This is a genomic window from Methylobacterium sp. BTF04 (genome assembly GCF_010692745.1).
Taxonomy (GTDB): Bacteria; Pseudomonadota; Alphaproteobacteria; order Rhizobiales; family Beijerinckiaceae; genus Methylobacterium.
Genome location: NZ_JAAHTB010000006.1, coordinates 72221 through 95235, shown reverse-complemented (window position 1 = coordinate 95235; position 23015 = coordinate 72221). Strand labels below are relative to the sequence as shown.

The following is a 23015-nucleotide window of genomic DNA, read 5'->3' as shown; positions in this document are numbered from 1 at the left end:
GCTCAGCCGCGCGGGAACTCCAGACCCATCTCGCGGTAGCGTGCCGGATCGTCTGCCCAGTTCTCACGCACCTTGACGTGAAGGAAGAGATGCACCTTCTGCTCGGCGGCCTCCGCGATCTCGTGTCGCGCCGCCTGACCGATCGCCTTGATGGTCTGGCCGCCTTTGCCGAGCACGATGGAGCGCTGGCTCTCGCGCTCCACGAAGATGGTCTGCTCGATGCGCACCGAACCATCGGTCCGCACCTGCCACTGGTCGGTCTCGACCGTGGAGCGGTAGGGAAGTTCCTCGTGCAGGCGGTCGTAGAGCTTTTCGCGGGTGATCTCGGCGGCGAGCATGCGAATCGGCGCGTCGGAGACCTGATCCTCCGGATAGAGCCAAGGGCTCTTCGGCATCATGGAGGCCAGCGTCGCCTTCAACACGTCGATGCCGTCGCCGTTCAGCGCCGAGATCATGAAGGTGTGGACGAAAGGAATGCGCTCGTTGAGCGAGGCGGCGAGCGCCAGCAAGCGGTCGCGCGGAATCAGGTCGATCTTGTTGAGGATCAGCACCTTGGGCCGCTTCACGTCCGGAAGCTTGGCGAGAATCGCCTCGACCTCCTCGGAGACGCCCTTGCGCGCATCGATCAGCAGGCAGATCGCATCGGCATCCGACGCGCCGCTCCAGGCGGAGTGGACCATCGCGCGATCGAGGCGACGCTTCGGAGCGAAAATACCGGGCGTATCGACCAGGATGATCTGCGCCGTCCCTTCCATGACGATGCCGCGCACCAGCGCCCGGGTCGTCTGCACCTTGCGCGAGACGATCGACACCTTGGTGCCGACGAGGCTGTTGAGCAGCGTCGATTTGCCCGCATTGGGAATGCCGATCAGCGCCACGAATCCGGCGGTCGTATTGTCCGGCATCCGTACCGCGGGGAGCGGCGTCAGGGGCTCGAATTCGGGGCCATCGTCAAAATCATCGTCAGACATCGGGGCGATTTCCTTCACCGACGTCCGCCGACGTCTCCATGATTACAGGGGGGGTCAAACCGAGCACTTCGCGCTCCAGCACGAGGCGGGCGGCCTCCTGCTCGGCGAGGCGCTTCGAGGGGCCGGTGCCGAAGCCGGGATCGACGCCCTCGACGCGGGCGGCGATTCGGAAGACCGGAGCGTGATCCGGGCCGGAGCGCTCGACAACGTCGTAGATCGGAATTGGCAGGCCACGGCCCATGGCCCATTCCTGCAACGCGGATTTGGCGTCGCGTCCGCGCGGTGCGGCGGTATCGATGCCGGGCGTGAAGGCGGACTCGACGATGGCCTTGGCCGCGATGTATCCGGCATCGAGGAAAACCGCCCCGAGGATCGATTCGCAGGCATCGGCCAGAATGGTCTGGTTGCGGCGGCCGCCGCTCTGGATCTCGCCGGGGCCGAGCAACAGATGCGGTCCGACATCCCATGCGGCGGCCACCGCCGCGCAGGTCTCACGCCGGACGAGGCCGGCGAGCCGCCGCGAGAGATCGCCCTCGTCCGCTTGGGGAAACGCCGCGTAGAGCAGTTCGGCAATGGCGAGGCCGAGGACCCGGTCGCCGAGGAACTCCAGGCGCTGGTAGCTGCCGAGGCGGCCGTTGCCGCCGGCCTTGCTCACATGCGTCAGCGCCAGGACGAGGAGCATCTGATCCGTGAAGGCATGGCCGACCCGCGCTTCGAGCACGGCGAGGCCGGGCTTCGGACGGGGCGCGCGCCGCGCCCGGCTGGAGGGACGCGCCTCTTCGTCCACGATTCGATACGTCCTAGTGAATGGTTGTGAACAGGCGGCCCCAGCGGACCTTCGCCGGCCAGTTCCAGATTTGCCACGCCGGCGTGCCTTCGTCGATGGAGAAGAAGATCATCTCCGCCCGGCCGACGAAATTCTCGAACGGCACGAAGCCGACGCTGGCGAGATCGCGCGAATCCGTGGAATTGTCCCGGTTGTCGCCCATCATGAAGAAGCGGCCCTGCGGCACGGTGTAGGGCTCGGTATTGTCCCAGTAGCCGTTGTCGCCATCCCGCTCGATCACCCGGTGGGTGACGCCGTTCGGCAACGTCTCGAGGTATTGCTCGGCCTTGGCCTGCTCGCCGTAGGGACCGGTGGTCTCGAACGGCTCGATGCGCTCGCGCTTGACCGGCACGTCGTTGATGTAAAGCAGGCCGGACTTCATCTGGATCTTGTCGCCCGGCAGGCCGATGACCCGCTTGATGTAGTCGGTGGCGTTGTCCTTGGGCAGCTTGAACACGGCGATGTCGCCGCGCTTCGGGGTCGCCGCCCACACCCGCCCATCGGCAGTGAAGGGGAGATACTCGCTCAAGGGCAGCGAATATTTCGAATAGCCGTAGGAATATTTCGAAACGAACAGATAATCGCCGATCAGCAGCGTCGGCACGAGCGAGCCCGACGGGATGTTGAACGGCTGGAACAGCAGCGTGCGCACCACCAGCGCGATCAGAAGCGCCTGACCACCGACCTTCAAGGTCTCCTTGATACTGGCCCAGGTCCCGGTCGGGGCCGCCTTCAAGTCATGCTTCGTCTGGTGGTCCACGCGGGCACGTTCCATCTGGCTGCCATCTTCCGGATTCGACGCGAGAGCCCGGAATCCGTGCCTCTTTCGCCGCCGACGATGAGCGGCGGCATAGACCATGCGGGGAGGAGCCGCAACGCGAGGGGGCGCCGGCTAACTCTCCCCCGTGCCGAGCGGCACCGCCTCGATGATCACAAACGCTTGCGCCATCGGCGGATCGTCGGTGAGCGTGATGTGGAGCTTGATGGCATGGCCAGGCGGGGTCATCGCGACCAGCTGCGCCGCTGCGCCACCGGTGAGCCTGAGGGTCGGACGGCCGCCGGGAAGGTTCACCACCTCCATGTCGCGCCAGAACACGCCGGCGCTGATGCCGGTTCCGAGCGCCTTGGCGCAGGCCTCCTTGGCGGCGAATCGCCGGGCGTAGGACGGCGCCTTGGCGGCGCGCGAATCGCATTTGGCCCGCTCGGCATCGGTGAAGACCCGATGGGTGAAGCGGTCACCGTAGCGACCGAGCGACTTCTCGATGCGGCGAATGTCGCAGAGGTCTGAGCCGATTCCCAGGATCATCGGCACGCCCCGACTCTGGCCGCATCCATCGCGGCGCGCATGTCGCGCACCGCCTGAGGCAACCCGACGAAGATCGCCTCGCCGATGAGCGCATGCCCGATATTGAGTTCGGCGATTTCCGGTAGGGCGGCCACCGGGCCGACGCTGTCGAGGGCGAGGCCATGCCCGGCATGCACCTCCAGTCCGAGGCCGGTCCCGTAGGCGGCGGCCTCGGCGATTCGGACGAGTTCCGACGCGATCCGGGCGGTGTCGCCTGCCGCGACGGCTTCGCAATAGGTGCCGGTGTGGAGCTCCACCACCGGAGCCTCCAGCCTGCGGGCGGCATCCATCACCGCCCGATCGGGCTCGACGAACAGCGACACCCGAATCCCGGCCCCGGACAGCGCGGCGATGCGGGGTCGGAGGTGAGCGTGGCCGCCGACGATGTCGAGGCCGCCCTCCGTGGTGCGCTCCTCGCGCTTCTCCGGCACGAGGCAGGCCGCATGCGGCTTCAGCCGTAGGGCCATGGCGACCATCTCGTCGGTGGCCGCCATCTCGAAGTTGAGTGGCACGGTGAGCACGCGGGCGAGCGTCTCCATGTCGGAATCGCGGATATGCCTGCGGTCTTCGCGAAGATGCGCGGTGATGCCGTCGGCACCGGCCTCGACCGCCATCAGAGCCGCCCGAACCGGATCGGGATATGTGCCGCCGCGCGCGTTGCGCACCGTGGCGACGTGATCGATGTTCACGCCAAGGCGAAGTGGACGAAGTGACATCTTGGGCGGACTCCGTACGCGATCCCTGGGGAAGTGGCCGGATACCGGGCGGGCCAAGACCGAGCCCAGCCATTTCGATCGGCCGCCTGCCTTCCTACATAGTCGTCCGATACCGGAACGGGGATACGGCGCGCGATGGGATTTCTCGATGGCCTGCTGGGTCACGGCAGCGACCTCTCGCCGGCGGACGTGAACGAGCAGCTCGCCGGCGTCCTCACCGAGGGTGAAAGCGTTCAGATCGCCTTCCGGATCATCCGCGACCTCATCGTCTTCACCGACCGCCGCCTGATCCTGGTGGACAAGCAAGGAATAACCGGGCGGAAGGTCGCCTACATGACGGTGCCTTACCGGGCGATCACCTGCTTTTCGGTGGAGACCGCCGGGAGCTTCGACCTCGAATCCGAACTCAAGATCTGGGTGTCCGGCAGAGCCGAGCCGATCCAGAAAACCGTGAAGCGGGGCGCCAATATCCTCGGTATCCAGCAGGCGATCGCCGCCTCGATCCGTTAGGCGACGGTTCCCAGTGCGGATCGAATGACTGCTGTTCCGGCCAAGCAGAAGCGGTGTGGACGGCCATCGGGAAGGTAAGGGCTGTCACAAGGCGCCGAGCGGCAATCCCACCTCCCGAGGAAGCCGGACAGTTGGGTGCCGCGCGGAATCAAACTGTGGCCTGCGCAAGGGATGGTCTCGACAAACGTCCATCGCCCAGGTTCCCCGCGACAGCGTCGACGACCTTGTGGGATGGCTGCGCGCACAGCCCGGCATCGTCAGCGCGCCCAACGGCCGTCTGAACAATCCTTCTACCGGGACAGATTACCGACGAAAACTTGCCACCGTGTCGGAAGTCGTTTATGCGCCGCACCTCGCGTTCGCTCCGGCTGGGGGCTGAACGGACGGTGCCGGCTTTGTCCGGCATAGGGAAAGATCCTGGAACGGATGTTTTCCATCGTCCCGTGTCTCCGCCTTCGATCAACCGCTCGGGCCTTCAAACGGCTCGAAGGGCTTGGCGCCGGGTGAACTGCGTACGAACCGGCCCGACGTTTCTCCCAGCACTTCCGTGCCGTCGGGCCCCTTTGGACATGAAGGGCCCGTTAATGCCTCTCTACGAACACGTCTTCCTGGCGCGCCAGGACGTGACGGCCCAGCAGGTCGAGACCATGGTCGAGACCTACAAGGGCGTCATCGAAGCCAATGGCGGCAAGGTCGAGAAGATCGAGATGTGGGGCGTGAAGTCCCTCGCCTACCGCATCAAGAAGAACCGCAAGGCGCATTTCACGCTCCTCAACGTCGACGCCCCTCCGGCCGCCCTGGCCGAAATGGAGCGCCAGATGCAGATCTCCGAGGACGTCCTGCGTTTCATGACCGTCCGCGTCGAAGAGCTCGAGTCCGAGCCGTCGGCGATGATGCAGAAGCGCGACCGCGACGACCGCAAGGATCGCGAGCGCGGCCGTCGTCGTGACGACGAAGGCTTCGGTGGTGGTGGTGGATTCGGCGGTGACCGCGATCGCGGCGACCGTGGTGATCGCGGCGACCGGGGCGACCGCCCCGAGCGCAGCTTCGGCGGGGAGGCTTAAGTCATGGCATTTGGTGCTGGACCCGGTGCTCCCGCCGCTGGCGGAGCTGGTGCAGGTGGTGGTGCGGGCGGTGGTCGCCGTCCCTTCTTCCGTCGTCGGAAGACCTGCCCGTTCTCGGGCGCGAACGCGCCCAAGATCGACTATAAGGACGTCAAGCTCCTGTCGCGCTACGTCTCAGAGCGCGGCAAGATCGTGCCGTCGCGCATCACGGCGGTGTCCGCCAAGAAGCAGCGCGAGCTCGCCCAGGCGATCAAGCGCGCCCGCTTCCTCGGCTTCCTGCCTTACGTGATCAAGTAAGCCTCGCGTGACCGAGTAAGTCACGCTGCCTCGGCCCGGCTCATGCCGGACCGAGGCGCTTTTCGTACCGGCCGCCAACGTGGCCGGGAGTCGTTGGGGCGACGTGTTTCGCCTCTAACCCTGCCCGTGATCGGGACAGTGGGACAGCGGGATCGATGGTTCAGTTTCTCGGTATCGGCATCGGCGCGGGCCTCGTCTCCGCCCTTCTCTTCGGCGTGTTGCTGAAAGGGACGGCGCTCGCGATCCTGCTCTATCTGCTCGCCCCGCTCCCGATCTTGATCGTGGGGCTCGGCTGGAGCCACAAGGCCGCGCTGGTCGCGGCCATATCGGGCAGTCTCGCGCTCAGCGTCGTGCAGCCTTTCCTCGGCATCGGCTTCCTCGCCTATCTCGCTCTGCCGGCTTGGTGGCTCGCCTATCTGGCGATGCTCGGCCGTCCGAATGCCGATGGCAGCCTCGAATGGTACCCCACCGGCCGCCTGCTCGCCTGGACCGCCGGCACTGCCGCCCTCGCCTTCGTCGCCATCGCGGTGATCGCATCGCCGAATTACGAGACGTTCCAGAGCCAGTTGCGCGGCATGACGCGCTCGATCGTTCAGATCCAGACGCAGGGCGGCGCCGTTACGCCGACCCCGCCTGCCGCTCCGACGACACCGGCCGACAAGGCCGAGGACGGCGCCCCCGGTACAGCGTCCGACCCGAAAAGTGAGGTCGCCAACGCGCTGGCCGCCATCGCGCCGGGTCTCGCCGCGCAGGGACTCGCCGTCCTGCTGACCTTCTACCTCTGGGCGGCGGCCCGGATCGTCCGGGTGTCCGGGCGGCTGCCGCGGCCATGGCCGGACCTGCCGTCCACGATGATGCCGCGCCGTGTGCTCGGCGTCCTCGGCGCCGGCTTCGTGCTGACCGTCGTGCCCGGCTATCCCGGCGTGCTCGGCGTCGCGCTGGTCGGTGCGCTCAGCGCGGCCTTCGCCATCCAGGGGCTCTGCGCCTTCCACGACCGCAGTCGTGGCCGCCCGGCCCGGCTGGGATTGCTGGTTGGCCTCTACGTCATCCTGTTCGCGACCCAGGGCGTCGCCCTGGTGGCCCTCACGCTGTTCGGCATCGCCGACACCGCCCTCGACCGGCGCCGTCCCAAGGACGCGGCCGGCCGACCCTGACTCCCCGCCTCGCGTGATGCGCTGCGGATATTCTTCGACACCAACAGACAAGGACCAAGACCATGCATGTGATTCTTCTCGAGCGCGTCGCCAAGCTCGGCCAGATGGGCGAGACCGTGAACGTCAAGCCGGGCTACGCCCGCAACTTCCTTCTCGCCCGCGGTAAGGCCCTGCGCGCCACCGAGGGCAACAAAAAGCACTTCGAGACGCAGCGTGCGCAGCTCGAAGCCCGCAACATCGAGCGCAAGTCCGAGGCCCAGGCCGTCGCCGAAACCCTCGAGGGCAAGAGCTTCGTGCTGATCCGCCAGTCGGGCGAGACCGGCGTGCTCTACGGTTCGGTCTCCACCCGCGATCTCGCCGATGTCGTCACGGCGGAAGGCTTCAGCGTCGGCCGCGACCAGTTCGCCCTCAACCAGCCGATCAAGACCCTCGGCCTGCACACCGTTCCGGTGGTGCTCCACCCCGAGGTCGAGGTGTCCGTCACCGTCAACGTCGCCCGCTCGCCGGAAGAGGCCGAGCGTCAGGCCCGCGGCGAGTCCACCACCGAGCGCGAGGCGTTCAACCTCGACGATCTCGGCCTCGAAGTCGGTGCGGCCCTGGCCGAGGCCGGCGACGACCGCGAGTAAGCCGGACCACACATCGCCGTCACGGCGGTGGACAACGGGGATGACGACCCACAAGGGTTGACACGTTCCTCGTTTGTTCCAGCATGGACGCCCGCGCCTCTTCCCGAGTCGCGGGCGTCTCCATGTCCGGCGTCGGCCGGGCACGGAGTGAAGGACCGGCTTAACCATGGCGGCGCCATGGTGGGCCCTTAGACCCTATGAGGCGGGCTCCCGAACGCCCGCATGTGAGAAGTCGGAGCTTCGAGTCGGACCATGGCCCTGCCCAATGCCCTGACGGCCAACCTGCAACCGGTCACCCAAGAATTCCGCGTCGCGCCGCACAACATCGATGCCGAGCAGGCACTGCTCGGCGCCGTCCTGGTCAACAACGACGCCTATTACCGAATCTCGGACTTCCTCCTCGCCGAGCACTTCATGGAGGACGTGCACCGCAAGATCTTCGAGGTCGCCTCGCAGTTGATCAAGCAGGGCAAGCTCGCCACCCCGATCACCCTGAAGACCTATCTGGGCGATGCCGATCTCGGCGGCCAAACGGTGATGCAGTACCTCGCCCGCCTCGCCGCGGAAGCGACCACGGTGATCAATGCCGGCGATTACGGCCGCACCATCTACGATCTCGCCATCCGCCGCCGGCTGATCACTATCGGCGAGGATCTCGTCAACGGCGCCTACGAGGCGCCGGTGGAATCCTCACCGCGCGACCAGATCGAGGGCACCGAGCGCCGGCTCTACGAACTGGCCGAATCGGGCAAGTACGACGGCGGCTTCCAGAAATTCTCCGACGCGCTCACCACCGCCGTCGACATGGCCGCCAAGGCCTATCAGCGCGAAGGCAAGCTCTCGGGCATCGCCACCGGCCTGTCCGACCTCGACGCGAAGATGGGCGGGCTGCAATCGTCGGATCTCATCATCCTCGCCGGCCGCCCGGCCATGGGCAAGACCTCGCTCGTCACCAACATCGCCTTCAATATCGCGAAGGCCTACAAGGGCGAGAAGCAGCCGGACGGCCGGATCGAGACCAAGAACGGCGGCATCGTCGGGTTCTTTTCCCTCGAAATGTCGGCCGAGCAGCTCGCCACCCGTATCATCGCCGAGCAATCCGGCGTGCCGTCCTACAAGATCCGCCGCGGCGACATCCGGCCGGAGGACTTCTACAAGATCACCGACGCGGCCCGGGACATGCAGACGATCCCGTTCTACATCGACCAGACCGGTGGTATTTCCATCGCGCAGCTCGCCGCTCGCGCCCGCCGGCTCAAGCGCCAGAAGGGCCTCGACGTCCTCATCGTCGACTACCTGCAATTGCTGTCGGGCTCGGGCAAGCGCAGCGACAACCGCGTGCAGGAGATGACCGAGATCACCACGGGCATGAAGGCCCTGGCGAAGGAGCTCTCGGTACCGATCATCGCCCTGTCGCAGCTTTCGCGTCAGGTCGAGAACCGCGAGGACAAGCGCCCGCAACTGTCCGACCTGCGTGAATCGGGCTCGATCGAGCAGGATGCCGACGTGGTGATGTTCGTGTTCCGCGAGGAATACTACGTCAACAACAAGAAGCCCCGCGAAGGCACCGAGGAGTTTTTCGCCTGGGAAGCCGAGATGAACCGCGTCCACGGCAAGGCCGAGGTGATCCTCGGCAAGCAGCGCCACGGCCCCACCGGCACTGTCGAACTGCAATTCGACGCCAACATCACCCGATTCTCGAATCTCGCGCAGTCGGACCGTACGCCCGAGCAGATGTATTGAAGGACCGTGGGGTCGGCCGGCCTCTTACTCGCCTACGCCCAAACCTGCCATGCGGGAGAGACCGGGCGGATGGACGCTCTGGTCGCCTACGATCGAACATCCCTGTATAACTGAGACTTCTGGCGGCTACGTATACCGGGGTTTGGAGACGCGACCGTGGCACATCCCAAGCGCGTTGCGAATCAGGACGGCGCCGATGCGCCTTATGAAGCCGATCTCGCGGCGTGGGCACTGGAGCAGGCGTCGTATCTCCGTGCTCGCGCCTGGTCGAAGCTCGACCTGTCAAATCTGATCGAAGAGGTCGAAGCGGTGGCCCGCACGGAGCGAAACGCCCTGACGAGCGCATTTCGCATTATCCTTCTCCACATGCTGAAATGGGATCACCAGCCTTCTCATCAGACGCGAAGCTGGAGCACGTCGATCCGTGTTCAGCGCCTCGCGGCGTTGGAACGTCTCGAAGACAGCCCAAGCCTGTCCGCGCAGGTCGATCAACTGATGACGCGCGCCTACCGAAAAGCACGCATCGAGGCGGCGGATGAGACCGGACTGGCCGAGCGGATCTTTCCTGAGGCCTGTCCCTATACGCTCGATGAAATCCTCAACCGAGCCTTTCCCTGGTCTTGAGGAAGCGGCTTCGTTCCTGAATCAAGGTGATGACCAGCTCCATGCAAATATTAGGCAGTCTGGCACTTGACGTCTGAGCCGAGCTACGGTGCGAGCCTCACCATCGACCTCGGCGCCATCGCGGCGAACTGGCAGCGTCTTGCGGCGCAGGCACCTGGGATCGGGTGTGCGGCGGTGGTCAAGGCGGATGCCTATGGCTGCGGACTCGCACGCGTCGCCCCGGTCCTGTGGGAGGCCGGCTGCCGGACCTTCTTCGTGGCGCATCTGAGCGAGGCGATCGAAGCCCGGACGCTGATGCCCGAGGCGGTGCTCTACGTGCTCAACGGGCTTTTGCCTGGCACCGGCCCTGCCCTGATCGCGAAAGGTTTGCGCCCGGTTCTCGGCGCGCGGGACGAGTTGGCGGAATGGGCCGCGCTCTGCGCCGAGTTGGGCACGCCGCGACCGGCAGCCCTGCATGTCGATACCGGGATGAATCGGCTCGGCCTGTCGGTCGCCGACGCACTGGCGCTGGCCGGCGATCCGATCCTGGCGCAGGCCGGGATCGGTCTTCTGATGACGCATCTCGTCAGTGCGGAGTTGCCCGGAGATGGTGTCAACGCCCGGCAGGGTGCGGCCTTCGCCGCTTTGCGTGCGGCGCTGCCCGATATCCCGGCCTCCTTCGCCAACTCTTCCGGGGTCTTTCTGGGCCCGCATGCCCACCACGACCTGTTGCGTCCCGGCTACGCGCTCTTCGGCGGCAATCCGGTTCCGGGATCGCCCAATCCGATGCGCCCCGTGGTGCGGCTGGAGGCGATCATCGCCCAGGTCCGAACCGTCGCGGCCGGCGAGACCTGCGGCTATAACGGCCGCTGGATGGCGGCACAGCCGCGCCGCCTCGCCACCCTCTCCATGGGTTACGCCGACGGCTATCCGCGTTCGGCCAGCGGTCGCGGAGCGGCCCTGGTCGATGGGGTGCGCTGCCCCATCGTCGGCCTGATCTCGATGGACCTCATCATCCTCGACGTCACCGACGCTCCCGGTGCGATGCGGGGCGCCAAGGCGGTCCTCATCGGCGATGCGCTCGACATCGACAGCGTCGGCTGGGCAGCCGGCACCATCGGGTACGAGATCCTCACCGGGCTAGGTTCTCGCTATGTTCGGCATTATGTGACAGGGAATGCGGTCTGAGGCCCGTCCGGACGCAAGATGGCAAAACTTCACCAGACCTTCGTCTGCCAGTCCTGCGGCGCGGTCTACAACCGTTGGCGCGGGCGCTGCGAAGCCTGCAACGGTTGGAACACCATCGTCGAGGAGACCGGCGCCGCCAGCCCGCAATCGGGTCCGGTCAAAACGCGCCCGAGCCGCGCGAAGGGCCGCGTGTTCCCCCTCGAAGGGCTCACCGGCGAGGTCAAGCAGGCCCCGCGCATTCCCTCCGGCATCGGTGAACTCGACCGGGTCACCGGCGGCGGCTTCGTGCGGGGTTCGGTGATCCTGATCGGCGGCGATCCCGGCATCGGAAAGTCAACGCTCCTGATGCAGGCCACCGCCGCCATGGCGCGCACCGGGGAGCGCGTCGTCTACATTTCTGGCGAGGAAGCGGTGGCCCAGGTCCGCCTGCGCGCCGAGCGCCTCGGCCTGTCCGACATGCCGGTGGAGCTCGCGGCCGAGACCAATGTCGAGGACATCGTCGAGACCCTGTCGCAGGGGACGCCGCCGGCCCTTGCCATCATCGACTCGATCCAGACCATGTGGACCGAGACGGTGGAATCCGCCCCCGGCACCGTCACGCAGGTCCGCGGCTCGGCTCAGACCCTGATCCGCTTTGCCAAGACCACCGGCACGGCGGTGATCCTCGTCGGCCACGTCACCAAGGACGGCCAGATCGCGGGGCCGCGCGTGGTCGAGCACATGGTCGATGCGGTGGCCTCGTTCGAGGGCGACCAGGGACACCATTTCCGCATCCTGCGCGCGGTCAAGAATCGCTTTGGGCCCACCGACGAGATCGGCGTCTTCGAGATGACCGACATGGGACTGGCCGAGGTCCCCAATCCCTCGGCCCTGTTCTTGGCGGGGCGCGATCATGCGGCGCCGGGAACCGCAGTGTTCGCCGGCATGGAGGGCACGCGGCCCCTGCTCGTGGAGATCCAGGCGCTGGTAGCTCCCTCCTCCCTCGGTATGCCGCGCCGCGCCGTCGTCGGCTGGGATCCCAACCGCCTGTCGATGGTGCTGGCGGTGCTCGAAGCCCATGGCGGTATCCGGCTCGGCACCCACGACGTCTATCTCAATGTGGCCGGCGGCCTGCGCATCACCGAGCCGGCGGCGGACCTCGCGGTAGCCGCCGCCCTCGTCTCGTCCCTTTCGGGGTCGGCCCTTCCGGCCGAGACGGTGTATTTTGGCGAGATCGGCCTGTCGGGAGCGATCCGTCCGGTGGCCCAGGCGCCGGCTCGCCTGAAAGAGGCGCTGAAGCTCGGCTTCGCCAAGGCGGTCACGCCGCAAGGGCGTGGCGACGGCGGCGACGGCAACTTCCCGACGGAAGCCCTGCGCCACATCGCCGATCTCGTCGCCGGTATCGCCAGCAACGGGCCGCGTCCGGTCGGTCAAGGTCGCGGACGGGACGCTCCGGACTACGACGAGGATTGAGAGTGTGATCGATGGCCGGGACGGGCCCTCGCTTGAGGGTGACGACCGAGTATCTGCGCGATATACAAAGCCGCGGCCGGGGGAAGTCGCAGGGTCCATTCCATCATTGCCGCTCCGCCCCATGAAGTGACAAGCGTCGCAGATGCCGTTCTCCGTCCTCGATCTCGTTGTCCTCGGCATCGTCGTGGTGTCGGCGCTTCTCGCCGCTGTCCGCGGAGCGACCCGTGAAGTGCTCGCCATCATCGCCTGGGTCGCGGCGGCGGCTGTTGCGTGGAAGCTCTATCCGCTGCTGCTGCCGACGGTGAGCCAGCACGTCTCCAACGCCACGGTGGCCCTCGTCGCCTCCATCGCCGCGATTTTCCTCGTCACGTTGATCGTCGTCTCGATCATCACCGTGAAGGTGTCCGACATGATCCTCGATTCGCGTATCGGCGCGATCGACCGGTCGCTCGGCTTCCTGTTCGGTGCCGGGCGCGGCTTCCTGATCTGCGTCATCGGCTGGGTGTTCCTGGCTTGGCTCGTCCAAGGCAAGATGCCGGATTGGGCGGCCCAGGCGCGGACCCGTCCGATGCTGGAGAAGTCCGGTGAGGCGCTGGTGGCGCAGTTGCCAGAGAACCCGGAGGGACTGCTCAAGCAGTTCAAGAAGCCCAAGGTCGAGACGCCCGCCGATCCGGTGGAGCCGCCGGAGGGTGATGTGCCGCCGCAGCGGCGCAGCGATGCCCCCGCGCCAGCCACGCCCGCGTCGCGACGCTGACCTGCGCAGGGTGCCGCTTGGTCGCGGCGCCCAAGCCGACTACATGCTGGCTGACTGCATGGAGGTCGACTGCGTGCAGTCCGTTTTCATGACGGCTTCTTGACGGTGCCGGCGCAGGTTCGCGCCGGGCAACCAGGGATCGACACGACCATGTCAGTACGCAGCGCGCGCGCCCGTCCCCCTGTTGCGGTCGTGGACGGACTCGATCGCGATGGCGATACGCTGCGCGAGGAATGCGGCGTCTTCGGCATCTTCGGCCATCCGGACGCCTCGGCCATCGTGGCGCTCGGCCTCCACGCGCTCCAGCATCGCGGCCAGGAGGCGGCCGGCATCGTCTCCTTCGACGGCAGCGTGTTCCACTCGGAGCGTCGCCCCGGCCTCGTCGGCGATTCCTTCTCGGATCGCTCGACCATCGAACATCTCGAAGGCACGGCCGCCATCGGCCATGTGCGCTATTCGACCACCGGCGGCACGATCCTGCGCAACGTGCAGCCGCTTTTCGCCGAACTCGCCAGTGGCGGCTTGGCGGTCGCCCACAACGGCAATCTGACCAACGCTCTGTCGATCCGCCGCGACCTCGTGCGGGACGGCGCGATCACGCAGTCGACCTCCGACACGGAGGTGATCCTGCATCTGGCGGCCCGTTCCCGCGCACCGCGCATCGTCGAGCGCTTCACCGAGGCCCTACGCCATATCGAGGGTGCCTATGCCATCGTCGCGCTGACCAACAAGAAGCTCATCGGTGCCCGCGACCCACTCGGCATTCGCCCGCTGGTGCTCGGGGAACTCGACGGTCGCTACATCCTCGCTTCCGAGACCTGTGCGCTCGACATCATCGGCGCGAAGTTCGTTCGCGACGTGGAGAATGGCGAGATCGTCGTGATCTCCGAAGACGGCATCGAGTCGATCCGCTTCGCGCCGCCGCAGCCGATGCGTCCGTGCATCTTCGAATACATCTACTTCGCCCGTCCCGATTCGGTGGTGAACGGCAAGAGCGTCTATTCGGTCCGCAAGAACATCGGCCACGAACTCGCCCGCGAATCGGCCACCGCCGCCGATGTGGTAATCCCAGTGCCGGATTCCGGCGTGCCGGCCGCGCTCGGCTTCGCGCAGGAAACCGGGCTGCCCTTCGAGATGGGCATCATCCGCAACCACTATGTCGGCCGCACCTTCATCCAGCCGACCCAGTCGGTGCGCGAACTCGGTGTGCGCATGAAGCATTCGGCCAACCGCGCCGTGGTCGAGGGCAAGCGCATCGTTCTCGTGGACGACAGCCTCGTGCGCGGCACCACTTCGGTGAAGATCGTCCGCATGATGCGCGAGGCCGGCGCCAAGGAGGTGCATTTCCGCATCGCCTCGCCGCCGATCACCTACCCGGACTTCTATGGCATCGACACGCCGGAGCGGGAAAAGCTGCTGGCCGCCACCCATGATCTCGAAGGCATGCGCCGCTACATCGGCGCCGACTCCCTCGCCTTCCTCTCCATCGGCGGTCTCTACAAGGCGATGGGCGAGGAGGGGCGGAACGAGGCCTGCCCGCAATACACCGACCATTGCTTCACCGGCGACTACCCGACCGGCCTGACCGACCTCGCTATCGCCGGCCCGCGCCGTCTGGCGATGCTGGCCGAAGCGGATTGATCTGCGAACCATGACAGCATCCGCCGAAAAGCCGCTCGACGGTCGTATCGCCGTGGTCACCGGGGCTTCGCGCGGCATCGGCCGCGCCGCTGCCCTCGCTCTGGCGGGGGCCGGTGCGCACGTGGTCGCCGTCGCCCGCACCCAAGGAGCGCTGGAAGAACTCGACGACGCGATCCGCGCCGCCGGATCGAGCGCTACCCTGGTCCCGCTCGATCTGACCGACTACGACGCCATCGATCGCCTCGGCGCCGGTCTCTACGAGCGGTGGAAGCGCCTCGACATCGTCATCGGCAATGCCGGTATCCTCGGCAACCTGATGCCGATCGGGCATGTGACCCCGAAGACCTGGTCGCAGGTGATGGACATCAACGTCACGGCGAACTGGCGCCTGATCCGCTCGTTCGATCCGCTGCTGCGGATGTCGGATGCCGGCCGGGCGATCTTCGTGACGTCGGGGGCGGCGCAGAAATGCAAGGCCTATTGGGGCCCCTATTCCGTCTCCAAGGCGGCATTGGACGCGCTGGTTCGGACCTATGCGGCCGAGACCGCGACCACGAACGTGCGGGCGATGCTCCTCAATCCCGGCCCGCTGCGCACGGCCATGCGCCGCGCCGCCATGCCGGGTGAGGACCAGGATTCGCTGAAGACCCCGGACGATCTCGCGCCGCACTTCGTGCGTCTCGCCAGCCCGGACTGGACCGAATCCGGCAAGATCTACGACTTCCCGAGCGATCGCGTGCTGACGCCGCAGATGGCCGTCTGACCCCCGCACGAGAGCGATGACATCATGATCGACGTTCGCTGCATCTGTGCCATCGGGCAGCGCGGGCAACTCGGGCTGAATGGGCAACTGCCCTGGGAAGGCAACACCGATCCGCTCTTCGTGGAAGACGTGACGCGTTTCTTCGCGCTTACCATGGGCCACGTGCTCATCGCCGGCCCGAAGACCGTGGCCTCGGTGCCTGACTTCGCGTTCAAGGACCGGACCATCGACGTGATCCGCAGCCACGAGGACCCGGAGGCGGTGCTCGCCCGCTATCCCGGCCGGCGCATCTTCGTCGGCGGCGGCATCGCGGTGTGGAACGTCTACGCGAAGTACATCCAGAACTGGGACGTCACCCGGTTGCCCTATGATGGCGAGGCCGATCGCTGGTTCGATCCGGCCTGGCTGGTGGGCGGAACTCTGCGTGGCTGAGGGCACAAACCGGCCGTCTTGCGGGTTGAATCCGGCGCTCAGCCAAAGGCCTCCCGATGACCACCGCATCCTATCGCTTCGGTATCGAGGAAGAGTATTTTCTCGCCGATTCCGAAACCCGGGGGACGCCCGACCGGTCCGTCGCCGCCTTTCATGACGAGGCCGGTGCGGCGCTGCCGGAGATTGGGCGCGAACTCCTCGAATCGCAGGTGGAGGCCTGCACGCCGCCCTCGACCGACGCCTCCGAGGCACGCGGAATCCTCGCCCATCAGCGCCGGACGTTGGCCCGGATCGCCGCGGCGCACGGCTTGCTGATCTTCGCCGCCGGCACCCATCCGGTGGCCGCGTGGGCGCGGCAGGTACCAACCGCGGGCGAGCGCTACACCGGCATTCTGAGTGCCGTGGGTCTGGCCGGGCGGCGCAGTCTGATTTGCGGCATGCATGTCCATGTCGAGGTGCCGGATCCGGATGCCCGCGTCGACCTGATGAACCGGCTGCTCCCTTTCCAGCCCATATTCCTGGCTCTTTCCGCCTCGTCGCCGTTCTGGCAGGGCGCCCCCACGGGGCTCGCCGCCTATCGGCTCAGTGCCTTCGGCGAGTTGCCGCGCACCGGCCTACCCGAGTTGTTCGCCGACCGGGACGCCTATGCGCGCTACGTCCGGATCATGACGCAGGCCGGCTCGATCGCCGATGCGAGTTTCCTGTGGTGGTCCCTCCGGCCCTCGATCAAGTTTCCGACACTGGAACTGCGAATCGCCGATTCCTGTACGCATCTCGACGACGCCATCACCATCGCGGCCCTCTACCGCTGCCTCGTCCGATGCGCCGTGCGCCGGCCGGATTTGAATGCCGGCCTCGACGGCGTCTCGCGCGCGATCGCACAGGAGAACCTGTGGCGGGCGCAGCACGACGGAACGCGGGCAGAGATGATCGACGAGGCGCGGGAGGAAGCCCTGCCCTTCACCGACATTCTCGGCCGAATGCTCGATCTCATCGCTGAGGACGCCGACGCATTGGGATGTGGTGCCGAGGTCGATGCGGCGCGCGGGATCGTTGCCCGGGGTACCAGCTCCGCTTCCCAGGTTGAGACCTTCACCGGAGCGCGTGACAAGGGGCTCACCGATCGACAGAGCGTCGAACCCGTGGTCGACTGGCTCGCCCGGACGACGGCTGGGGCTGAGTAAGCGCGGGAAAAAATCGTAGAAGCCGCGGTTTGCTCAGCCCTTGTCGAACGGGTTCTTCGAGGTCCGCAGCGACAGCCGGATCGGCACGCCCGGCAGCTCGAACGCTTCGCGCAGGGAATTGACGAGGTAGCGGGTGTAGGATTTCGGCAGGGCGTCGAGCTGGTTGCCGAACAGGGCGAAGTGCGGCGGACGCGCCTTCACCTGGGTGGCGTAGCGGATCTTGATGCGCCGGCCGGACACTGCCGGGGGCGGATTGCGCTGGGTGGCGGCGCTGAGCCAGTCGTTGATCCGCGAGGTGGATACGCGGGTGCTCCACACCTCCACCGCCCCGGTGATCGCCTGCATCAGCTTGTCGATGCCTTCGCCTGCGAGCCCCGAAAGCGGCACCACCGGCACGCCGCGCACCTGCGGCAGCAGGCGGGTGCAATCCTCACGGAGCTTCTTCAGCAGACCGTTTTGATCGGCGACGAGATCCCATTTGTTGAGACCGATGACGAGGGCGCGGCCCTCGCTCTCGATCAGATCGACGATGGTGAGATCCTGCTTCTCGAACGGGATCGTCGCATCGAGAAGCACCACGACCACCTCGGCGAAACGCACGGCGCGCAGGCCATCCGAAACCGCGAGCTTTTCGAGCTTGTCGTCGATTCGCGCGCGTCGGCGCATGCCGGCGGTGTCGTGGAGCTTGATCTTCTGCCCACGCCAGACCCAGTCGAGGGAGATCGAGTCCCGGGTGATGCCGGCCTCGGGACCGACCAGCAGACGGTCTTCACCGAGCATCTTGTTGATGAGGGTCGACTTGCCGGCATTCGGTCGGCCGACGATGGCGACCTTCAACGAACGGTTGGCCGGATCCTCGTCTTCGTCCTCATCCTCGTCCTCCTGTTTCGGCAGGGCAGCGATAAGGGCGTCGTGGAGGTCACCGGTGCCCTCGCCGTGCTCTGCCGAGAATGGGATCGGATCGCCCAAGCCTAGCGAGAACGCCTCATAGGCCCCGGACATGCCGGCGCCGCCTTCCGCCTTGTTGGCGATGAGGATGACCGGGCATCCGGCGCGGCGCACCAGTTCGGCGAAGGGCTGATCGGCCGGCAGAACACCCGCGCGCGCGTCGATGACGAACAGCACCACGTCGGCCTCGAGGATCGCGGCTTCGGTTTGCGCCCGCATGCGGCCGAGCAGCGAATCCGAGTCGGCCTGTTCGAGGCCGGCGGTGTCGACGATGCGGAAGATGAGGCCGCCGAAATTGACATCGCCCTCGCGCCGGTCGCGAGTCACGCCGGGGCGGTCATCCACGAGGGCGAGCTTCTTGCCCACCAGACGGTTGAAGAGGGTCGACTTGCCAACGTTCGGCCGTCCGACGATCGCGACGGTCGGCATGTCCATGGTGTGCTCGATTCAGTCGTTGAAGGCGTAGAAAAATCAGGATCGAATTCAGCGGGTGACCGGTAGAGGTGCGGCCGGCGCCGCGGGTGCCGCCGCCGTCACCGTGACCGGACCACCAGCCACGAGGGCCTCGTAGACCTCGATGCGCTGACGCAGGTTCTGCGGCGCCTGCGGATCGGCGTTTATCTGCTCGAACCAGCGCCCTGCCCCATCGAAGTCGCCGCGCTTGAGCGCAACGAGACCGAGCATCTCGCGAGCGGTATGGCGGAACGCGCCGTTGGGAGCGGCCAGCCCCTGCAACGTCGCCAGGGCCGCATCGGGCTCGGGTCCGTCGAGGCGCAGCAAGGCCGAGCGCAGGCGAGCGAGATCACGCAGGCCGTCGCTGATCTTGGTGTCGTTGGCGAGCGCGTCGTACTCGGCGGCACCCGCCTTCTCGTCGCGCTTGGCGGTCTCGGCAGCGGAGCGGAAGCGGGCGAGCAGCCGATATCCCGCCGGGCCATCCGCCTCGATGGCCTCGAACGCCTTGTCGGCTTCGGTGGTCTTGCCGTCGCGGGCGAGCTTGTTGGCGCTCTCGAACTGCTCGGAGGCGGCCTGCGCCCGCACCAGCTGGTCGTGCTGCCAATAGCGCCAACCACCGATACCGGCGACGACAAGGACCGCAACGGCGATGATCAAACCGCTGTAGCGCCGCCAGATTTCGGCGACCTGATCACGGCGATAGTCCTCGTTGACCTCGCGGATGAACTCGTTGTTCTCGGCCATGTCGTCTCACGCCGATCGGTCACCGAGCGGCCATTGGGTGGAGCGGAAGGCCTGCGCCTAACACAGACCCAGGCCGTTGGCGACCGGTTTGGCCCGCCGCTCAGGCCTGTCCCGGCCAGGCGGCCACGCCGATCAGGATCGGATGCAGGTACTTTGCGAAGACGAACCAAACTACGACGCCGACGATCACCGCGATGGCGTCGTTGCGCCAGCCGGCCGGCGCGGCGACCGCGCCGCTATGCTGCGCCACCACCTGACCGGCACTGAGCGCGCGCCGCTTGGCACTGATGCGTGCGGTCACCGCCCAGGCGAGGAAGCTGCCGAACAGCAGGATCGAGCCGAGATCACCGTTGGCAAGCAGGTGCGCGGTCGCCCAGATCTTCACCGCGAGCAGCATCGGGTGCTTGGCCTTGGCGCGGATGTGGCCCGGGAGATAGGCCGAGGCGAGCGCGATGAAGGCGAACAGGGTCAGCAGCACTGCAAGGTGGCGCGTCCAGACCGGCGGGTCCCAGACGGTGATATAGCCGGCCTCGCGATAGGCGTGGAAACCGTAACCGATGAGCACCAGGCCGAGCAGAGAGGCCACGGTGTATCCGAGCTTGTAGCGGCCCTCTCCCACTTCACCGATAACCTGCGCACGCTTGCCTCGCGCCATGGAGAAGGCGTGCGTGCCGAGGAACAGCACGAGGCCGAGGATCAGGATCAGCATGGGGGGCTTTCGCAGGACGCCGTACAGGATTGTGGATGATCCCCGACATCGCTGTGCCGGGATATCAGACTGTAACGGTTCAAAACCCAATCTCGGGCCGATGTCCAGGCTCACCCGATGACGCGCCCCCTCTCATCCCTCATCCTCGCCTTCCTGATCGGTACAGGGGCCGCCCGGGCCGCGTCGGAGCCGCCGCTCTCGGCGCTGACCCTGATCGGGCCGCCGACGCTGGTGTTCAAGGCCGGGCGCGACGCCTGCGACGGGGCCGATGTGCCCGACGCCTCAGCCCGCGCTTTTCGCGATGCCGCCGGCCATGTGGCTGTGTTCGGGATGCATTATCGCAACCGGGCGTTTCGCGGGCCGACCCTCGACGCGCTCAAGCTCGACTGCACGGTGGTGCTCGATTCGGCCGGCAGTGCCGATCCGGCGGCCTATGACGACCGCTCCTGGATCACCGCCACCTGGACGGAGGACGGCACGCATGTCGCGGCCCTGGTCCATCATGAGTTCCAGGCCGATGCGCATCCCGGCCGCTGCCGCTCGAAGGTCTACATCGAGTGCTGGTACAACACGGTGCTCGCCGTCGCCTCCACCGATGGCGGACGCAGCTTCCTGCGTGCGTCGCCCCCCGCCGTGGTCGCGGGCGCTCCGTTCCGCCAGGAAGTCGGCCAAGGCCGCCATCGCGGATTCTTCAACCCGTCGAACATATTTTCCGAGGGACGCTGGCGCTATTTTTTCGCGTCGACCACCGGGTGGGAGGTTGCAGGGAGCGACCAGGATGCGGGCGTCTGCCTGTTCCGCTCGGACGACCCCGCCGATCCGACGCGCTGGCGCGCCTGGACCGGTACCGGATTCACCGCTGCGTTTCCCGATCCCTATCGGAGCGCGCTCAAGCGACCCGACACCTGCAAGCCGGTCGCTCCGTTTCCCGCGCCCGTCGGCGCCGTGGTGCGGCATCGGACCAGCGGCGCGTGGATCGCGGTGTTCATGGCCAAGGCCGGCGGGCTTTTCGCGCAATCGGGGTTCTATTGGACCACGTCGCGCGACCTCCTCACCTGGGACCAGCCGCGCCTGTTGTTGGCCGGGGCCACACTCTACGACGATCCGTGCAAGGCCAGCGACGGGCTGATCGCCTACCCATCGCTGCTCGATCCGGCAGCGACGGGGCGCAACTTCGACGATGTCGGCGACACGGCACTGCTCACCTACGCGACCCTGCGGACTGAGGGATGCACCATCACCTCCGACCGCGACCTCGTCCGGCGCCCCGTGGCGATCAAGGTCTGGCCGTGAGCCCGACCCGGCCGAGAGGCGGTGAAAACCGCCCTTACTCCCACTCGATAGTACCAGGCGGCTTCGAGGTGATGTCGTAGGTCACCCGGTTGATGCCCTTGACCTCGTTGATGATGCGGGTAGCGACCCGGCCGAGGAAGGCCATGTCGAAGGGGTAGAAATCCGCCGTCATACCGTCGACGGAGGTGACGGCGCGGAGCGCACAGACGTGGTCGTAAGTGCGCCCGTCGCCCATCACACCCACGGTCTTCACCGGCAGGATCACCGCGAAGGCCTGCCAGATCGTGTCGTAGAGGCCGGCTTTGCGGATCTCGTCGAGGTAGATCGCGTCGGCCTTGCGCAGGGCTTCGAGCTTTTCCGGGGTGATGGTGCCTGGGCAGCGAATGGCGAGGCCCGGACCGGGAAACGGATGGCGGCCGACGAAGGCGTCCGGCAGACCGAGTTCCTTGCCGAGCACCCGGACCTCGTCCTTGAAGAGCTCGCGCAGAGGCTCGACGAGCTTCATGTTCATGCGCTCGGGCAACCCACCGACGTTGTGGTGGCTCTTGATCGTCACCGACGGTCCGCCGGTGAACGACACGCTCTCGATCACGTCTGGATAGAGTGTCCCTTGGGCGAGGAACGCGACGCCGCCGATCTTCTTCGATTCGGCCTCGAACACCTCGATGAACAGCCGGCCGATGGTCTTGCGCTTGATCTCCGGGTCGCTGACGCCGTCGAGGGCGCCGAGGAACATCTCCTGCGCCTGCACGTGCACGAGCGGAATGTTGTAGTGATCGCGAAACAGGCGAACGACCTCGTCGGCCTCGCCCATGCGCAGCAGACCGTGATCAACGAAGACGCAGGTGAGCTGGTCGCCGATGGCCTCGTGGATCAACACGGCGGCCACGGACGAATCGACGCCGCCCGACAAGCCGCAGATCACCCGCTCGGTGCCGACCTGCTCGCGGATCTTGGCGATGGCCTCCTCGCGATAGGCGCCCATGGTCCAGTCGCCGGTGCAGCCGGCGATGTCGCGCACGAAGTTTCGGATCAGCAGCGCGCCGTGCGGGGTGTGGGCCACCTCGGGGTGGAACTGAACCGCGTAGTAGTTCCGGGATTCGTCGGCGACGGCCGCGAAGGGCGCGTTCTTCGACATGGCGACGGTGGTGAAGCCGTCCGGCAGTTTGGTGACGCGGTCACCGTGGCTCATCCAGACCGGGTATTGTTCACCGACGTGCCAGACGCCCTTGAACAGCGGACATTCCGAAATGATCTCGATCTCGGCCCGGCCGAACTCGGCGTGGTGGCCGGCTTCGACCTCGCCGCCGAGCTGGGCTGCCATGGTCTGCTGACCGTAGCAGATGCCGAAGACCGGGACACCGGATTCGAAGATCACCTGCGGCGTGCGCGGCGAGGCTTCGGTGGTCACCGATTCCGGGCCGCCCGACAGGATCACGCCCTTGGGCCTGGATTCTGCGAAGGCCTCCGCGGCCTTGGTGAAGGGCACGATCTCGCAATACACGCCCTCCTCGCGCACCCGCCGGGCGATGAGCTGCGTCACCTGGGAGCCGAAATCGACGATGAGGATCTTGTCGTGGTCGGTATTCATGACCCGGA

At 66.7% G+C, this 23015-nt stretch carries 24 protein-coding genes; 15 read left to right on the top strand and 9 right to left on the bottom strand.

The window, feature by feature from the left end; translation table 11 throughout:
- Positions 1-2 precede the first annotated feature (2 nt).
- The 5 genes from era to G3T14_RS05850 form a co-directional block, all read right to left on the bottom strand.
- The gene (era, locus tag G3T14_RS05870) at positions 3-905 is read right to left on the bottom strand and encodes a GTPase Era (RefSeq protein ID WP_246732965.1); all 903 of its coding nucleotides are present in this window, start codon (positions 903-905) and stop codon (positions 3-5) included.
- Between the two features lie 58 nt (positions 906-963).
- Positions 964-1758: a ribonuclease III gene (rnc, locus tag G3T14_RS05865; RefSeq protein WP_163640980.1), complete on the bottom strand. Its 795-nt coding sequence runs from the start codon at positions 1756-1758 to the stop codon at positions 964-966.
- A gap of 13 nt (positions 1759-1771) precedes the next feature.
- On the bottom strand, positions 1772-2572 hold the full coding sequence (lepB, locus tag G3T14_RS05860; RefSeq protein WP_163640979.1) for a signal peptidase I: 801 nt from the start codon (positions 2570-2572) through the stop codon (positions 1772-1774).
- 117 nt (positions 2573-2689) lie between these two features.
- Positions 2690-3103 carry a holo-ACP synthase gene (acpS, locus tag G3T14_RS05855; RefSeq protein ID WP_163641106.1) on the bottom strand — a complete coding sequence of 138 codons (414 nt, stop codon included), beginning with the start codon at positions 3101-3103 and terminating at the stop codon, positions 2690-2692.
- On the bottom strand, positions 3100-3858 hold the full coding sequence (locus G3T14_RS05850) for a pyridoxine 5'-phosphate synthase (protein WP_163640978.1): 759 nt from the start codon (positions 3856-3858) through the stop codon (positions 3100-3102). The genes acpS and G3T14_RS05850 overlap by 4 nt, the downstream gene beginning before the upstream one ends.
- Before the next feature lie 135 nt (positions 3859-3993).
- Here G3T14_RS05850 and G3T14_RS05845 point away from each other — a divergent pair, with 135 nt between their 5' ends.
- The 14 genes from G3T14_RS05845 (at position 3994) to G3T14_RS05780 (ending at position 17269) form a co-directional block, all read left to right on the top strand.
- Entirely contained in the window at positions 3994-4368 is a 375-nt protein-coding gene (locus G3T14_RS05845) for a PH domain-containing protein (protein ID WP_163640976.1), read from the top strand.
- Positions 4369-4952: 584 nt separating this feature from the next.
- Positions 4953-5432: a 30S ribosomal protein S6 gene (gene rpsF, locus G3T14_RS05840; RefSeq protein WP_056190048.1), complete on the top strand. Its 480-nt coding sequence runs from the start codon at positions 4953-4955 to the stop codon at positions 5430-5432.
- A gap of 3 nt (positions 5433-5435) precedes the next feature.
- Positions 5436-5729 carry a 30S ribosomal protein S18 gene (gene rpsR, locus G3T14_RS05835; protein ID WP_163640974.1) on the top strand — a complete coding sequence of 98 codons (294 nt, stop codon included), beginning with the start codon at positions 5436-5438 and terminating at the stop codon, positions 5727-5729.
- 155 nt (positions 5730-5884) lie between these two features.
- Positions 5885-6883, top strand: a complete 999-nt coding sequence (locus G3T14_RS05830) for a DUF2232 domain-containing protein (RefSeq protein WP_163640972.1) — start codon at positions 5885-5887, stop codon at positions 6881-6883.
- Between the two features lie 62 nt (positions 6884-6945).
- Positions 6946-7509, top strand: a complete 564-nt coding sequence (gene rplI / locus G3T14_RS05825; RefSeq protein ID WP_163640970.1) for a 50S ribosomal protein L9 — start codon at positions 6946-6948, stop codon at positions 7507-7509.
- Positions 7510-7761: 252 nt separating this feature from the next.
- Entirely contained in the window at positions 7762-9252 is a 1491-nt protein-coding gene (locus G3T14_RS05820) for a replicative DNA helicase (RefSeq protein WP_163640968.1), read from the top strand.
- Positions 9253-9408: 156 nt separating this feature from the next.
- Positions 9409-9876: a DUF29 domain-containing protein gene (locus tag G3T14_RS05815; RefSeq protein WP_163640966.1), complete on the top strand. Its 468-nt coding sequence runs from the start codon at positions 9409-9411 to the stop codon at positions 9874-9876.
- A gap of 66 nt (positions 9877-9942) precedes the next feature.
- Positions 9943-11043 (top strand): alanine racemase, encoded by a 1101-nt coding sequence (gene alr / locus G3T14_RS05810; protein WP_163640964.1) that lies wholly within the window; start codon positions 9943-9945, stop codon positions 11041-11043.
- Positions 11044-11061: 18 nt separating this feature from the next.
- A complete protein-coding gene (gene radA, locus G3T14_RS05805) occupies positions 11062-12495 on the top strand; it encodes a DNA repair protein RadA (protein ID WP_163640962.1) in 1434 nt (477 codons plus the stop codon).
- 142 nt (positions 12496-12637) lie between these two features.
- A complete protein-coding gene (locus G3T14_RS05800) occupies positions 12638-13249 on the top strand; it encodes a CvpA family protein (RefSeq protein ID WP_163640960.1) in 612 nt (203 codons plus the stop codon).
- A 150-nt stretch (positions 13250-13399) separates the two neighbouring features.
- Positions 13400-14890, top strand: coding sequence for an amidophosphoribosyltransferase (gene purF, locus G3T14_RS05795; RefSeq protein ID WP_163640958.1), 1491 nt, complete (start codon positions 13400-13402; stop codon positions 14888-14890).
- Positions 14891-14900: 10 nt separating this feature from the next.
- Positions 14901-15653, top strand: a complete 753-nt coding sequence (locus tag G3T14_RS05790; protein ID WP_163640956.1) for an SDR family NAD(P)-dependent oxidoreductase — start codon at positions 14901-14903, stop codon at positions 15651-15653.
- Between the two features lie 24 nt (positions 15654-15677).
- Positions 15678-16085 (top strand): dihydrofolate reductase, encoded by a 408-nt coding sequence (locus tag G3T14_RS05785; RefSeq protein WP_163640948.1) that lies wholly within the window; start codon positions 15678-15680, stop codon positions 16083-16085.
- A 56-nt stretch (positions 16086-16141) separates the two neighbouring features.
- The gene (locus tag G3T14_RS05780; RefSeq protein WP_163640946.1) at positions 16142-17269 is read left to right on the top strand and encodes a carboxylate-amine ligase; all 1128 of its coding nucleotides are present in this window, start codon (positions 16142-16144) and stop codon (positions 17267-17269) included.
- A 33-nt stretch (positions 17270-17302) separates the two neighbouring features.
- Here the strand turns inward: G3T14_RS05780 and der are convergent, their stop codons facing one another.
- The 3 genes from der to G3T14_RS05765 form a co-directional block, all read right to left on the bottom strand.
- The gene (gene der, locus G3T14_RS05775; RefSeq protein WP_163640944.1) at positions 17303-18652 is read right to left on the bottom strand and encodes a ribosome biogenesis GTPase Der; all 1350 of its coding nucleotides are present in this window, start codon (positions 18650-18652) and stop codon (positions 17303-17305) included.
- Between the two features lie 48 nt (positions 18653-18700).
- Positions 18701-19414, bottom strand: a complete 714-nt coding sequence (locus G3T14_RS05770; RefSeq protein WP_163640942.1) for a tetratricopeptide repeat protein — start codon at positions 19412-19414, stop codon at positions 18701-18703.
- A gap of 100 nt (positions 19415-19514) precedes the next feature.
- Positions 19515-20123 (bottom strand): NnrU family protein, encoded by a 609-nt coding sequence (locus G3T14_RS05765; protein ID WP_163640940.1) that lies wholly within the window; start codon positions 20121-20123, stop codon positions 19515-19517.
- Positions 20124-20240: 117 nt separating this feature from the next.
- On the opposite strand from G3T14_RS05765, the gene G3T14_RS05760 reads away from it, so the two are divergent.
- The gene (locus G3T14_RS05760; RefSeq protein ID WP_163640938.1) at positions 20241-21416 is read left to right on the top strand and encodes a hypothetical protein; all 1176 of its coding nucleotides are present in this window, start codon (positions 20241-20243) and stop codon (positions 21414-21416) included.
- 34 nt (positions 21417-21450) lie between these two features.
- Here G3T14_RS05760 and guaA read toward each other — a convergent pair whose 3' ends face one another.
- Positions 21451-23007: a glutamine-hydrolyzing GMP synthase gene (gene guaA, locus G3T14_RS05755; RefSeq protein ID WP_163640936.1), complete on the bottom strand. Its 1557-nt coding sequence runs from the start codon at positions 23005-23007 to the stop codon at positions 21451-21453.
- Positions 23008-23015 lie beyond the last annotated feature (8 nt).